Annotated in this window: 11 protein-coding genes; 3 read left to right on the top strand and 8 right to left on the bottom strand. The window is 67.2% G+C overall.

The window, feature by feature from the left end; all coding sequences use genetic code 11:
• Positions 1-95 precede the first annotated feature (95 nt).
• The 7 genes from ACEN98_RS21440 to ACEN98_RS21410 all read right to left on the bottom strand — a co-directional run bounded on the left by ACEN98_RS21440 (position 96) and on the right by ACEN98_RS21410 (position 10225).
• Positions 96-1367, bottom strand: a complete 1272-nt coding sequence (locus ACEN98_RS21440) for a Zn-dependent hydrolase (RefSeq protein ID WP_413386993.1) — start codon at positions 1365-1367, stop codon at positions 96-98.
• A 140-nt stretch (positions 1368-1507) separates the two neighbouring features.
• Entirely contained in the window at positions 1508-2896 is a 1389-nt protein-coding gene (hydA, locus tag ACEN98_RS21435) for a dihydropyrimidinase (RefSeq protein ID WP_413386992.1), read from the bottom strand.
• A 15-nt stretch (positions 2897-2911) separates the two neighbouring features.
• Entirely contained in the window at positions 2912-4414 is a 1503-nt protein-coding gene (locus ACEN98_RS21430; RefSeq protein WP_413386991.1) for an NCS1 family nucleobase:cation symporter-1, read from the bottom strand.
• Between the two features lie 222 nt (positions 4415-4636).
• Complete coding sequence (gene preA / locus ACEN98_RS21425) at positions 4637-5899, bottom strand: NAD-dependent dihydropyrimidine dehydrogenase subunit PreA (RefSeq protein ID WP_413389067.1); 1263 nt, start codon at positions 5897-5899, stop codon at positions 4637-4639.
• Positions 5899-7263, bottom strand: a complete 1365-nt coding sequence (locus ACEN98_RS21420) for an NAD(P)-dependent oxidoreductase (protein WP_413386990.1) — start codon at positions 7261-7263, stop codon at positions 5899-5901. The genes preA and ACEN98_RS21420 overlap by 1 nt, the downstream gene beginning before the upstream one ends.
• Before the next feature lie 143 nt (positions 7264-7406).
• Complete coding sequence (locus tag ACEN98_RS21415; RefSeq protein ID WP_413386989.1) at positions 7407-8900, bottom strand: CoA-acylating methylmalonate-semialdehyde dehydrogenase; 1494 nt, start codon at positions 8898-8900, stop codon at positions 7407-7409.
• Between the two features lie 8 nt (positions 8901-8908).
• On the bottom strand, positions 8909-10225 hold the full coding sequence (locus ACEN98_RS21410) for an aspartate aminotransferase family protein (RefSeq protein ID WP_413386988.1): 1317 nt from the start codon (positions 10223-10225) through the stop codon (positions 8909-8911).
• 171 nt (positions 10226-10396) lie between these two features.
• Between ACEN98_RS21410 and ACEN98_RS21405 the strand changes: the two genes are divergently transcribed.
• Genes ACEN98_RS21405 through ACEN98_RS21395 form a run of 3 tightly spaced genes read left to right on the top strand, consistent with a single transcriptional unit; the run spans position 10397 to position 13022 of the window.
• Positions 10397-11836 (top strand): PLP-dependent aminotransferase family protein, encoded by a 1440-nt coding sequence (locus ACEN98_RS21405; protein ID WP_413386987.1) that lies wholly within the window; start codon positions 10397-10399, stop codon positions 11834-11836.
• On the top strand, positions 11833-12483 hold the full coding sequence (locus ACEN98_RS21400) for a TetR/AcrR family transcriptional regulator (protein WP_413386986.1): 651 nt from the start codon (positions 11833-11835) through the stop codon (positions 12481-12483). The genes ACEN98_RS21405 and ACEN98_RS21400 overlap by 4 nt, the downstream gene beginning before the upstream one ends.
• Positions 12471-13022, top strand: a complete 552-nt coding sequence (locus ACEN98_RS21395) for a GNAT family N-acetyltransferase (RefSeq protein WP_413386985.1) — start codon at positions 12471-12473, stop codon at positions 13020-13022. Before ACEN98_RS21400 ends, ACEN98_RS21395 begins: the two co-directional genes overlap by 13 nt.
• Before the next feature lie 5 nt (positions 13023-13027).
• On the opposite strand, the gene gcvA is transcribed toward ACEN98_RS21395, so the two are convergent.
• Entirely contained in the window at positions 13028-13909 is an 882-nt protein-coding gene (gcvA, locus tag ACEN98_RS21390; protein WP_413386984.1) for a transcriptional regulator GcvA, read from the bottom strand.
• Between the last annotated feature and the right edge of the window lie 35 nt (positions 13910-13944).

Below are 13944 nucleotides of genomic sequence, written 5' to 3'. Positions count from 1 at the left end.
CGGTCAGACGCGTGCCGCCCGGCGGGCGGCTTCGGACCACAGTATGCTACCGGCGCGTGCGATCGGCCAGAATAGTAACAAGAAATTGCACTTTGTTACTTTTGAGCAACAAGCTCACCGGCCTCCGACGTGGAAACGACGCCGGCCCGTTCCAGCATCGCGTGCAGCAGCACGTTGCAGCCGGCTTCAAGGTGGCCGGGCTGGGCATCCTCGATCTCGTTGTGGCTGATGCCGTCCTTGCACGGCACGAAGATCATGCCCGCGGGCGCCAGCCGCGCGACGTAGATCGCGTCGTGGCCGGCGCCGGACACCACGTCCATCGTCGAATAGCCCAGCCGTTCCGTCGCCGCGCGCACGGCGCCCACGCAATCCGGGTGGAACGGGCAAGGCGGGTAGTACGACACGCGCTGCAGGTCGATGGCCAGGCCCGTCTCGCGCCGCGTGCGCTCGACGAACGCCTCGATCTCGCCGTGCATCGTGTTCAGCAGCTCGTCGGTGACGTTGCGCAGGTCGATGCTGAACTTGACCTGGCCGGGGATCACGTTGCGGCTGTTGGGGAACACCTGGACCATGCCCACGGTGCCGCGGCCATACGGCGGGTAGCGGTTGGCGATGGCGACCGTCTCCTGCATGATGGCCGTCGCGACCTGCAGCGCGTCGCGCCGCAGATGCATCGGCGTGGGGCCCGCGTGCGCTTCCATTCCGGTCACGGTGCAGTCGTACCACGACAGGCCCATCACGGCGGGCACGACGCCGATCACCCTGTTCGCGTCTTCCAGCACGGGGCCCTGCTCGATGTGGGCTTCGAAATATGCGCCGATCGGGTGGTCGCCGGGCGTCTGCCCGCCCCGGTAGCCGATCCGGTCGAGTTCCTCGCCGACGGATTTGCCGTCGACGTCGCGCGCCGCATACGCCGTCTCCAGGCTGAACGCGCCGCAGAACACGCCGGAGCCCATCATGACGGGCACGAAGCGCGATCCTTCCTCGTTGGTCCAGAACGCGACCTCGATCGGCGCCTCCGTGCGGATGCCGCGCTCGTTCAGCGTGCGCACGACTTCGAGGCCGGCCAGCACGCCGTAGTTGCCGTCGAACTTGCCGCCGGTCGGCTGGGTGTCGATGTGGCTGCCCGTGACGATGGGCGGCAAGTCCGGGTTCGTCCCTTCCCGGCGCATGAACACGTTGCCGATCTTGTCGACAGTGACTGACAGGCCCTCGGCCTTCGCCCACTGGACGACGAGGTCGCGGCCCTGGCGGTCGAGGTCCGTGAGGGCGAGGCGCTTCACGCCGCCCTTCGCGGTGGCGCCGATTTGCGCCAGTTCCATCAGGGAGTGCCACAGGCGGGTGCCGTTGATGCGCAGGTCGTTCATCTTGTTCTCCAGTTGGTGCTTGCATCACCGTCGTCCTCGCGAAAGCGGGGACCCATGCTGAGTGTGCGATTTGGTGGCGTCAACCATGCACGCAGGCTCAGTATGGATTCCCGCTTCCGCGGGAATGACGTGCGTAGCGTTCAAATAGTGCTGGTGAAAGCCGGGCGCTCCACATATCGCCCTGCTCCACGCTCCGCCCGCAAATCGCCCTCGGCATACACGAGCTTTCCGGCCGCCACCGTGTGCGTGGGAATCCCGCGCACCGTGCGCCCTTCGAACACGTTGAAGTCGCCCTTCGAATGCTGCGTCGCGGCCGACAGGGTGCGCGTCCCTTGCGGGTCCCACACGACGACGTCGGCATCCGCCCCAACGGACACGGAACCCTTGCGCGGATAGATATTGAAAATCTGGGCCGCATTGGTCGACGTCACGCGCACGAATTCGGACGGCGTCAGACGCCCCGTGTTCACGCCCGCGTCCCACACGACGGCCATGCGTTCCTCGACGCCGCCGCAGCCGTTCGGGATGCGCGTGAAATCGTCCGCGCCCATTCCTTTCTGGCCGGCGCAGAACGTGCAGTGGTCGGTCGCCGTCGTGTGCAGGTTGCCGCCCTGGAGGCCTTGCCACAGCGCCGTCTGGTGGTGGCTGGAGCGGAACGGGGGACTCATCACGTAGGCGCGCGCGACTTCGGGATCCGCGTGGCGGTAGACGCTGTCGTCGATGACGAGGTGGCCCGCCAGCGCCTCGCCGTACACGCGCTGGCCGCGTGCGCGGGCGCGCGTGATGGCCTCCAGCGATTCGGCGCACGACACGTGCACGATGTAGACGGGCGTGCCGAGCACATTCGCGATGGCGATCGCGCGGTTGGCCGCTTCGGCTTCCACTTCCGGTGGGCGCGACAGCGGATGCGCTTCCGCCCCGTGGATGCCCTTCGCCAGCAGTTCGCGCTGCAACTGGTAGACCAGCTCCCCGTTCTCCGCGTGCACGGTCGGGATCGCGCCCAGTTCGAGCGCGCGCCGGAAGCTTTTCACCAGCGTTTCGTCGTCGGCCATGATGGCGTTCTTGTACGCCATGAAGTGCTTGAAGCTGTTCACGCCGTGGCGCTCGACGAGCGTGCCCATGTCTTCGTGCACCGTGTCGTCCCACCATGTGACGGCGACGTGGAACGTGTAGTCGGCCGCGGCCTTTTCCGCCCAGCCGCGCCACGTCTGGAATGCGTCCATCAGGCGTTGTTTCGGGTCGGGGATGACGAAGTCGATGATCGTCGTCGTGCCGCCCGCGAGGCCCGCCGCCGTGCCGGTGTAAAAATCATCGGCGGTGACGGTGCCCATGAACGGCAGCTGCATATGCGTGTGCGGGTCGATCCCGCCCGGCATCACGTACTGGCCGCCGGCATCGATCACTTCCGCGTGCGCGGGCGCCTCCAGGTTCTCGCCCACGGCGACGATCTTGTCGCCTTCGCACAGCACATCGGCACGAAATGCACGGTCGGCGTTCACCACCGTACCACCGCGTATCAACAGGGTCATTGACGTCTCCTCGGGTCAATCGAGCGAACGGGCCGGATGCAGCGCCGGCGCCGCCCTGCCCTTCATCATGAGGCCGTACACGACCGCGGAAATCGCGATCCCGACGAACCACGCATAGGTGTACAGGGTTTTGAACGCGGCGCCCACGTCCGGGAACGACTCCGGAAACGCCGCGTTCATGAAGCCCGGGATGTTCGGCAGCACGCCGGCGACGAAGGCGACGATCGCGGCCAGGTTCCAGCCGCTTGGGGCAAATCCATTCTGGTAGCCATAGATGCCGTCGTCGTTGTACAGGTGGTCGACCGCGAGTTCCGTGCGGCGGATCAGGTAGTAATCGATGATTAGCACGCCCGCAATGGGTCCCAGCAGCGCGGAATAGCCGATCAGCCACGTGAAGATATAGCCCTGTGTCGATTCGAGGATCTTCCACGGCATCATCGCGAGCGCGATGCCGGCCGTGATGTAGCCGCCCGTGCGGTACGAGATGTGGCGCGGCGCCAGCGCGGAAAAGTCGTAGGCCGGGCCGACGAGGTTGGCGGCCAGGTTGACGCTGACCGTGTCGACCAGCAGAACAATTAACGCGATCAGCACCGCGGCGCCCGTCATGCGGCTGGCCAGGTCGACCGGGTCCCACAACGCCTTGCCGTACAGGACGACGGTGGCCGACGTGACGATGACGGCCAATGCAGCCAGCAACCCCATCGGCACGGGCAGGCCGACGGACTGGCCCAGGATCTGGTCGCGCTGCGTACGCGCGAAGCGGGTGAAGTCGGGGATGTTCAGCGCGAGCGTGGCCCAGAAGCCGACCATCGCCGTCAGCGACGGCCAGAACGTGGGCCAGAACTGGCCGGCCTTCTTGCCGCCTTCGACGAACTGCGACGGCGCGTCCAGCAGCGGGCCGAAGCCGCCCGCTTTCTGGTAGACCCAGCCGAGCAGCACGAAGCAGATCGCGATCTTCAGCGGCGCCGTGTACGTCTCCAGCTTGCGGATCGCATCCATGCCGTGCACGATGAAATAGAACTGGATCGCCCAGAACGCGAGGAAGCACAGCAGCTGCGCGCCGTTGATGCCCAGGCCGGCGAGCCTGGCGCCGCCGATCTCGTGCCCGGCCAGCACGCCCAGCAGCGTGTAGATCATGCTGCCGCCGAACCACGTCTGGATGCCGTACCAGCCGCACGCGACGATGGCGCGCATCAGCGCCGGCAGCCGCGCCCCGCGCGTGCCGAACGCGGCGCGCGCCAGCACGGCGTACGGGATGCCATATTTCGTGCCGGCGTGGCCGATCAGCAGCATCGGCAGCAGCACGATGGCGTTCGCGAGGAACACGGTGAACACGGCCTGGTACGCGGACATGCCGGCCTCGATCAGGCTGGCGGACAGCGTATAGGCCGGGATGCACATCACCATGCCGACCCACAGGGCGGCGAAGTGATACCAGCGCCACGTGCGCTGCGCGGCGCTCGTCGGCGCGAGGTCTTCGTTCCAGAGATCCTGGTTCATTGCGGGATCGGTGCTCATCGGGGCGGTCTCCGTCGGTTTCGTTCAATGCACCATATTAGCAAGACGTAGGGTGGGCGGCCCTCCGCCCACGCATAACGCCAACGAACCGCAAACGTTACGCGTGGGCACGGCCAACGACACGCAAACGTTACGCGTGGGCACGGCCAACGACATACAAACGTTACGCGTGGGCACGGCCAACGACACGCAAACGTTACGCGTGGGCACGGGGTGCCCACCCTACGCCTGCGGATTGCGGGGGTCCTGCGTCCAGTTCATGTACGGCTTGCCCGTCTGCTGCGGCACCATCGTGATGCAGCCCTCGACCGGACAGGTGATCTCGCACAGGTTGCAGCCCACGCATTCCTGGTCGATCACCTCGTACTTGCGCGCATTCCCGTCGACCAGCCGCGCGATGGCCTGGTGCGACGTGTCCTCGCACGCCACGTGGCAGCGGCCGCACTGGATGCACTTGTCCTGGTCGATGTGCGCGATGACCTGGTAATTCATGTCCAGGTATTTCCAGTCCGTCGTGTTCGGCACGGCCTTGCGCGAGAACGCGGCGATGTTGTCGTAGCCCTTCGAATCCATCCAGCGCGACAAGCCGTCCTTCATCTCCTCGACGATGCGGAAGCCATGCAGCATCGCGGCCGTGCACACCTGCACCGAGCCGGCGCCCAGCGCGATGAACTCGGCCGCGTCGCGCCAGTTGCCGATGCCGCCGATGCCGGAGATCGGCAAGCCTTTCGTCACCGGGTCGCGCGCGATCTCGGCCACCATGTTCAGCGCGATGGGTTTGACGGCCGTGCCGCAATAGCCGCCGTGCGTGCTGGCGTTGCCGACCGCGGGGAACGCGACCATGCGGTCCAGGTCCAGGTGCGTGATCGAATTGATCGTGTTGATCAGCGAGACGGCATCCGCCCCGCCCGCCAGCGCCGCGCGTGCGGGTGCGCGCACGTCCGTGATGTTGGGCGTCAGCTTGACGATCACCGGCAGCCGCGTGTACGTCTTGCACCAGCGCGTGACGAGTTCGATCAGGTCCGGCTGCTGGCCCACCGCGGCGCCCATGCCCCGCTCGGGCATGCCGTGCGGGCAGCCGAAGTTCAGTTCGATGCCGTCCGCGCCCGTCGCCGCGACGAGCGGCAGGATCTCGCGCCACGGCGCTTCCTCGCACGGCAGCATCATCGACACGACCAGCGCCCGGTCCGGCCACGCCTTCTTGACGGCCGTGATCTCGCGCAGGTTGATCTCGAGGCTGCGGTCCGTGATCAGTTCGATGTTGTTGAAGCCGATGACTTCGCGGTTCTTCCCATGCAGCGCGGAGTAGCGCGACGACACGTTGACGGCCGGGGGATCCTCGCCCAGCGTCTTCCACACGACGCCGCCCCACCCCGCCTCGAAGGCGCGCACGACGTTATAGGCCTTGTCGGTCGGCGGTGCGGACGCCAGCCAGAAAGGGTTCGGCGACTTGATGCCGCAGAAATCGATGCTCAGGTCGGCCATCATGCCTCCGCTTTGGAAAGGATGTCGTCATGGATCGCCAGCGCGGCCAGCTTGCCGTGCTGGACGGCCTGCACCGTCAGGTCCTGCCCCGGCGCCACGCAGTCGCCGCCCGCGTACACGCCCGGCAGCTTGGTGCGGAACCGCGCATCGACGTGGATCTTGTCGCCTTCCCGCTCCAGTTCGCGCGCGAGCAGGTCGGACAGGGAGTCTCCGTCCATGTGCTGGCCGATGGCCTTGAACACGGCATCTGCCGCGATGTCGATGAACGCCCCCGTGCCGGCAAGGCGGCCGTCCTCCAGCCGCGTTTCTTCGAAGCGCATGCCGCGCACGCGTCCCGCGGCGTCGAGCAGGATCTCGTGCGGTGCGGCCCACGTGCGGATGCGCACGCCATTCGTCTTCGCGATCTCGATCTCGTGGCCGGTCGCGCTCATCGCGTCGAATCCGCGGCGGTACACGAGCGTGACCTCGTCCGCGCCGAGCCGCCCGATCTGCACGGCCATGTCGACGGCCGTGTTGCCGGCCCCGATCACGATGGCCCGCTTCGGCACCGGCAGCGCCGCGAGGTCCGCGGCCTGGCGCAACGTGGCGATGTAGTCGACGGCGGCCGCGAGGCCCGGCGCGTCCTCGCCCGTGAGGCCGAGGCGGCGGCTCGCACCCAGGCCCAGGCCGAGGAACACGGCGTCGTAGCGCGTGTGCAGGTCCTGCAAATGCAGGTTGCCGCCCAGGATGCGGCCGTACTGGATCTCGATGCCGCCGATGGACAGCAAGAAGTCGACCTCGCGCTGGGCGAAGTCGCCCGGCAGCTTGTACTTGGCGATGCCGTATTCGTTCAGGCCACCGGCCTTGTCGCGCGCTTCGAACACGACGACGTCATGGCCCAGCATCGCGAGCCGGTGCGCGCACGACAGCCCGGCCGGGCCGGCGCCGACGACGGCGATCGTCCTGCCGGTCGACGGCGCGCGCCGGAACGGATGACCGGCGAAGTGCGCGTTGTCGATGGCGTGACGCTGCAGCAGGCCGATCTTCACGGGCTGGCCTTCGGCGTCGTTGTTGCGCACGCAGGCGTCCTCGCACAGGATCTCCGTCGGGCACACGCGCGAACAGCTGCCGCCGAAGATGTTCTGCTTGAGGATGTTGACCGCGGCGCCTTCCACGTTGCCCTCGTGGATGTTGCGGATGAAGCTCGCGACGTCGATGCCCGTCGGGCAGGCGCGCGTACAGGGCGCGTCATAACAGTACAGGCAGCGGGCGCTTTCGATGGCGGCCTGGCGGGTCGTCAGTGCCGGCGCCAGGTCCGTGAAGCGCTCGGACAGGGCACCGTGCGTGCCGGCGGCGGGGGGCAGGTGGTGGAGTGACTCGATCATGAAGCATCCCTTCTTTTCGTAGTGACTCAAAAAAACCACCGTCGCTCCCGCGCAGGCGGGAGCCCAAGTTGAGTGCGTCGTCGAGATGCGTGCAACCTGGGTCCCTGCCTGCGCAGGGACGACGTATCAACGGATCGTGTCCGTCATTTCATTTGCGGGAACGCGAACTCCACCCCGCTGCTCGCCGTATTCGGCCACCTTTGCATGACCGCCTTGTGCCGCGTATAAAACCGCACACCCTCCGGCCCGTACGCGTGATGGTCGCCGAACAGGCTTTTCTTCCACCCGCCGAAGCTGTTGAACGCCATCGGCACCGGCAGCGGCACGTTCACCCCGACCATCCCGACCTGCACCTGACGCACGAATTCGCGCGCCACGCCGCCGTCGCGGGTGAACACGGCGACGCCGTTGCCGTACTCGTTGCGGTTGATGAGGGCCAAAGCACTCCCGACGTCCGGCAGGCGGACGACGCACAGCACGGGGCCGAAGATTTCTTCCTTGTAGATGGACATCGACGGCGTCACGTGGTCGAACAGGGTGCCGCCCACGAAGAAGCCGTTGGCGCGCTCCGGCACCTTGAAGCCGCGGCCGTCGACGACCAGCGTCGCGCCCTGCTCCACGCCTTCGCCGATCAGCTTTTCGATGCGCTGCTTGGCCGCCTGCGTGACCACGGGCCCCATCTCCGCGCCATCCGCCATGCCGTCCGCGATCTTCAGGGCACGCGTGCGCTCGGCCAGCCGGGCCACGAGCGCATCGCCCGCGTCGCCGATCGCCACGGCCACCGAGATCGCCATGCAGCGCTCGCCCGCCGAGCCGTAGGCGGCGCCGATGAGTGCATCGACCGCCATGTCCATGTCGGCATCGGGCATCACGACCATGTGGTTCTTCGCGCCGCCCAGCGCCTGCACGCGCTTGCCGGCTGCGCTGCCGCGGGCGTAGATGTATTCCGCGATCGGCGTCGAGCCCACGAAGCTGACGGCCTGGATGTCCGGGTGGTCGAGCAGCGCGTCGACCGCGCCTTTGTCGCCCTGGACGACGTTGAACACGCCGTCCGGCAGCCCCGCTTCCTTCAGCAGCCGCGCATGCAGCAGCGACGGCGACGGATCCCGTTCGGACGGTTTCAGGATGAACGTGTTGCCGCACGCGATGGCGACGGGGAACATCCACATCGGCACCATCACGGGGAAGTTGAACGGCGTGATGCCCGCGACGACGCCCAGCGGCTGGCGCATCGACCACGCGTCGATGCCGCGCGCGATCTGGTCCGTGAACTCGCCCTTGAGCATCTGCGGGATGCCCACCGCGAACTCGACGACTTCGATGCCGCGTGCGACTTCGCCACGTGCGTCGGCGAACGTCTTGCCGTGTTCGCGCACGATCATCGCCGCGAATTCATCGGTATGCTTCTGGCACAGTTGCAGGTAGTTGAACAGCACGCGGGCGCGGGCCAGCGGGGGCGTCGCGGCCCAGGCGGGGAATGCGGCGCTGGCCGCTGCCACGGCAGCCGCGACGTCCTCGATGCTCGCCAGCGCCACGCGCGCGCAGGGCTCGCCCAGCGCGGGGTTGTAGACGTCCGCGTAGCGTCCGCCGGACCCTTCGGCGACGCTGCCGCCGATGTAGTGATTGATCGTCTCCATGTTCTCTTTCAGTCGAGGTTTTTCAGGACGGCGGCCAGCTTGCCGAACAATTCGTCGATGTGTTTTTTCTCCAGCACGAGCGGCGGCGACAGCGCGATGATGTCGCCCGTCGTGCGGATCAGGATGCCGTCCGCGAAGGCCTGCTTGAACGCGGCGAACGCGCGCGCCCCGACCTTGCCGGGGATGCTTTCCAGCTCGATGCCGGCGACGAGGCCGATGGTGCGGATGTCGATCACGTGCGGCAGGCCGCGCAGGCTGTGGACGGCGTCTTCCCAGTACGGCTGCAGCGCACGGGCGTTCTCGAGGATGCCCTGCTCCTTGAAGACTTCCAGCGTGGCGATCGACGCGGCGCACGCGAGCGGATGGCCGGAATACGTGTAGCCGTGGAACAGCTCGATGCCGGCCGGCGCTTCCATGAACGCGTCGTGGATGAATTTTTTCGAGAACACGGCACCCATCGGCACGGTGCCGTTGGTGAGGCCTTTCGCCGTCGTCATCATGTCCGGCTCGACGTCGAAGTAATCGACGGCGAACGGCGTCGTCAGGCGGCCGAAGCCCGTGATCACTTCGTCGAAGATCAGCAGGATGCCGTGCTTCGTGCAGAGTTCGCGCAGGCGCTTCAGGTAACCCCGCGGCGGAATCAGCACGCCCGTCGATCCGGCCACGGGTTCGACGATGACCGCGGCGATGGTCGACGCGTCGTGCAGCGCGACGATGCGTTCCAGTTCGTCGGCCAGTTCCGCGCCATGTTCCGGCTCGCCGCGCGAGAACGCGTTCTTGCCGGGGTTGTGCGTGTGCGGCAGGTGGTCGACACCCGGCAGCAGCGGCCCGAAGGCCTTGCGATTCGGGCCGATGCCGCCGACGGACAGCCCGCCGAAGCCGACGCCGTGATAGCCCCGCTCGCGCCCGATCAACCGCGTGCGGCCGGCGTCGCCGCGGGCCTTGTGATACGCGAGCGCGATCTTGAGCGCGGTGTCCACCGCTTCCGAGCCGGAGTTCGTGTAGAACACGTGGCCGAACTTGTGATTGGTGTAGTCCATCAGGCGTTCGGCCAGGTCGAAGGCGGCCGGGTGGCCCATCTGGAACGTGGGCGCGAAGTCGAGCTGGGCGACCATCTCGCTGACGGCGGCGACGATCTTCGGCTGCGCATGGCCGCACGGGACGCACCACAGGCCGGCGGTGCCGTCGAGGACGGCGTTGCCGTCGACGTCCTTGTAATACATTCCTTGTGCCGAGACGAGGAGGCGCGGATGGGCCTTGAAGTCACGGTTGTTGGTGAATGGCATCCAGAAGGATGCCATCGATTCGGGTCTGGACTCGTTCATGCGACTCCCCTTATGAATATGACGGCCAGTACAAAATTTACCAACTGGCAAAAACAATGATGCAATAATAGACAGCAGTACAACAGCGGCACATATACACAATCTGCGAAAATGGCCAACCGTATAGGTAGCATAGCCTGTACAGTTTCGGACGTCGCGCGATGGAGGCGCATGGAACCAACCGAAAAGAGCGAGAGCGAGGGATGGCCGGCGCTGGCGATCGACCGCCAGCGGCGCGGCAGCCTGGTCGACCAGATCGTCGCGGCCATCGCCGAGATGGTAAATCGCCGCACGCTGCCCGCCGGGACCAAGATGCCGTCCGTTCGACAATTCGCAAAAGTGAATGGCGTCAGCACCTTCACCGTCGTCGAATCGTACGACCGCCTGCTGCACCTGGGCCTGCTGTCATCGCGACGCGGCTCCGGATTCTTCGTCGCACGCGGCACGGAAGCCCCCGCGCAGCAACCCTGTCTGCCCGCGGCCGCCAATGTGGTCGACACGCTCACGCCCGACCTCTATTCCGGCCAGACGGATGCGCTGCCCGTCGGCGCCGGCTGGCTGCCGCCCGAGTGGTATGGCGAGTCGACGATCCTCGACGCCGTGCGCCACGCGATGAAGATCCCGGCCAGCCGCCTGCGCGGCTATGGCCATCCGCTCGGCTTTCCCAGCCTGCGCCAGCATCTCGCCACGACGCTGTCGGCCGACCTGTTTGCGGTCGAGCCGGAACAGATCCTGCTCACGCACGGCGCCACGCACGCGTTCGACCTCGTGCTGCGCACGCTCACGCGGCCGGGCGACGTCGTGTTCGTCGAGGATCCCGGCTACGGCAATTTGCTTGCGCTCGTCCGGCATCACGGCTGCGAGGCCGTCGGCATCCCGCGCGGCGCGCATGGCCTGGACATGGACGTCCTCGCGCGCACGGCCCAGGCGCGCCAGCCGAAGCTCATGTTCGTCAACACGGTGCTGCAGAATCCCCTGGGCACGTCGCTGTCGCAGGCACAGGCGCACCGGCTGCTCGCGCTGTCCGAGCAGTACGATTTCTGGCTCGTCGAGGACGACATCTACCGCGAACTGGCGGCGCGCGGCGACTCGTCGCTCGCGGCCATGGACGGGCTGCGCCGCGTGATCCGCATCGGCAGCTTTTCCAAGACCCTGTCGCCCGTGCTGCGCGTGGGTTCCATTTGCGCCTCCGGGTCGTTGATACCGGAACTGGTGCGCGTCAAGATGCTCACGGGCCTGACGACGTCGGAAGTGAACGAGCGCGCCGTCTACGATGCCGTCGGCAGCCGCGCCTACCGCAAGCAGGTCGAGCGTCTCGTGCTGCAGCTGGACGACGCGCGCGAGCTGGCGCTGGAGCGCCTTGGCGACGCGGGCCTCGTGCCGCTGGCCCGGCCGCGCGGCGGCATGTTCGTCAGCGCGGGCTGGCCGGCGCAAAAACAAAGCGGCCGCGCCATCGCCGAACGCGCGCTGCGCGCGAGCATCCTGCTGGCGCCGGGCGAATTCTTTGCACTGACGCCGCCCGATACCGCCTGGTTCCGCTTCAACGTCGCCTATGCCCACGAGCCGGCCCTGCTCGATTTCCTGCGTTCGATCCGAGGAGAACTACCATGACCATCGCCCCCGTCAAACATCGCGTCAGCCACCGTGACAGGGTTGAAACAACCATCCTCACGGAAGCCGTGCGCCAGTTCGCCGAATGCGGCTACGAAGGCACGTCGATCGCCACCGTGGCCGAGCGCGCGGGCCTGTCGAAGCAGAACCTGATGTACTACTTCCCGACCAAGCAGGCCTTGTACCAGCGCGTGCTCGACAACGTGCTGGACGACTGGCTCGCGCGCATGGCCAGCCTCGCGGATCCGGGCAAGGACCCGGGCGACGTCCTGCGCACCTATGTGCGCGCGAAGCTGACGTTCTCGCGCGAGCAGCCGCTCGCGTCGCGCGTGTATGCGATGGAAGTCATCGGCGGCGCCAAGCTGTACGCCGACCAGATCCGCCGCCGCGTGATCCCCCTGCTGCGCGCGGACATCGCCGTGTTCGAGCGCTGGATCGCGGAAGGGAAGATCGCGCCCGTCAACGCCACCCATCTGCTGTTCGCCGTGTGGGCGATGACGCAGTCGTACGCCGACTTCGCCGCCCAGATGACGCTCGTGCTCGACCGCGAACAACTGCAACCATCCGACTTCGACGACGCCGAGCGCCTGATCACGGGCATGGTCCTCGCCGCGGTCGGCCTCCAGGAGAAACCATGCCCACCCTGAGCCCCATCGAACTGTTCACGCCCCGCCTGAAACTGCGCTGGATGAGCGAGCGCGACGTCGACGCGCACTATGCCGTGTTTTCCGATCCGGAAGTGGCGCGCTACTGGAGCAGCGGACCGTGGACGTCGCTCGACCAGTCACGCGAGCACATCGCCGCCACGCAGGCCGCCTACGCGGATGGCAGCGGCATGCGCCTGGGCGTCGAACTGATCGAAACGGGAGAACTGATCGGCAACGTGAGCCTGCACCGCTTCGTCGACACCAGCCGCCGCTGCGAAACGGGCTACGCGTTGGCCCGTGCCCACTGGGGCGGCGGCTACGTCAGCGAGGCGCTGCGCGCGCTGCTGGCCTACGGTTTTACGACGCTGGACCTGAACCGCATCGAGGCCGACATCGACCCGCGCAACGGGGCGTCCGCACGGGTGCTGGAAAAGCTCGGGTTTCAAAAAGAAGGCTATATGCCCGAGCGGTGGATCGTGCAGGGCGAGCCTGCCGATACGGTGTATTACGGCCTGCTCCGCCGGCACTGGAACGGGTAATCCAGCTATTCCACCGCCAGGATCCAGTCGCGCACGGCGGCCACCTTCGGGTTGTCCTGCCGGGCTTCCGGATAGACCAGGTAGTACGCGAACGTCTCCATGTGGGCCGGTTTCGCGAGCTTGACCAGGCGCCCGGCCTCCACCTCGTGCGCCACCATGGCGGCCGGCAGCAGGCCGGCGCCCTGCCCGGCCAGCACGGCACCCAGCAGCAGGCTGGCGTCGTCGAACGACGGGCCGCGCGGCAGCGCGACATCATCCACGCCGTTGGCCTGGAACCACAGGCTCCACCCCTTCCGGTCGGCGTCGTGCACGTGCGGCCAGCGCGCCAGGTCCGCAGGCGCTGACGGCAGGCCAAGGCGCTCGACGAGGGCCGGCGCTGCCACCGGCACGATCTCGACGGAGGCCACGCGATAGCTCCGCAGTCCGGGATAGCGCCCGGCGCCGTGCCGGACGGCGACGTCCACGCCGTCGCGCGCAAAATCCGCCAGCGCGGTGCTGGTCACGATGTGCAGGTCGATGCCCGGATGCGCGTCGCGGAACCGCTGCAGGCGCGGCATCAGCCACGCGGACGCGAAGAACGGCGTGACGCTCAACGTCAGCGTGCCGGCATCCGCGGACGCCGCGAGGCGCTGCGTGGCCTGCGCGATCTGCCGGAACGCATTGCGCACGGGCGGCAGGTAATCGCGGCCCGCCTGGGTCAGCAGGATGCCCCGGTTGACCCGCTCGAACAGTTTTACGCCGAGGTGCTCTTCCAGTTGCCGCACGAGCTGGCTGACCGCGCCCGGCGTCACGCACAACTCTTCCGCCGCGGCTTTCACGGACAGGTGCCGCGCGGCGGCTTCGAACGCGCGCAGCGGCTTCAAGGGCGGCACCGGCTCACGGATCATTTAGAAAATCTCAATCGAAACAGGAAGGAAAACTC

Origin of the sequence: Massilia sp. CT11-137, assembly GCF_047302885.1 — a bacterium.
Taxonomy (GTDB): domain Bacteria; phylum Pseudomonadota; class Gammaproteobacteria; order Burkholderiales; family Burkholderiaceae_D; genus Telluria; species Telluria orientalis.
This window is presented reverse-complemented; position numbering and strand designations above follow the sequence as displayed.

Bases quoted from the DNA above. Each gene is read 5' to 3' on its own strand.
- hydA (WP_413386992.1), bottom strand. From the start codon at position 2,896: ATGACCCTGTTGATACGCGGTGGTACGGTGGTGAACGCCGACCGTGCA.
- ACEN98_RS21400 (WP_413386986.1), top strand. From the start codon at position 11,833: ATGACCATCGCCCCCGTCAAACATCGCGTCAGCCACCGTGACAGGGTT.
- preA (WP_413389067.1), bottom strand. From the start codon at position 5,899: ATGGCCGACCTGAGCATCGATTTCTGCGGCATCAAGTCGCCGAACCCT.
- ACEN98_RS21440 (WP_413386993.1), bottom strand. From the start codon at position 1,367: ATGAACGACCTGCGCATCAACGGCACCCGCCTGTGGCACTCCCTGATG.
- ACEN98_RS21420 (WP_413386990.1), bottom strand. From the start codon at position 7,263: ATGATCGAGTCACTCCACCACCTGCCCCCCGCCGCCGGCACGCACGGT.
- gcvA (WP_413386984.1), bottom strand. From the start codon at position 13,909: ATGATCCGTGAGCCGGTGCCGCCCTTGAAGCCGCTGCGCGCGTTCGAA.
- ACEN98_RS21405 (WP_413386987.1), top strand. From the start codon at position 10,397: ATGGAACCAACCGAAAAGAGCGAGAGCGAGGGATGGCCGGCGCTGGCG.
- ACEN98_RS21415 (WP_413386989.1), bottom strand. From the start codon at position 8,900: ATGGAGACGATCAATCACTACATCGGCGGCAGCGTCGCCGAAGGGTCC.
- ACEN98_RS21395 (WP_413386985.1), top strand. From the start codon at position 12,471: ATGCCCACCCTGAGCCCCATCGAACTGTTCACGCCCCGCCTGAAACTG.
- ACEN98_RS21410 (WP_413386988.1), bottom strand. From the start codon at position 10,225: ATGAACGAGTCCAGACCCGAATCGATGGCATCCTTCTGGATGCCATTC.
- ACEN98_RS21430 (WP_413386991.1), bottom strand. From the start codon at position 4,414: ATGAGCACCGATCCCGCAATGAACCAGGATCTCTGGAACGAAGACCTC.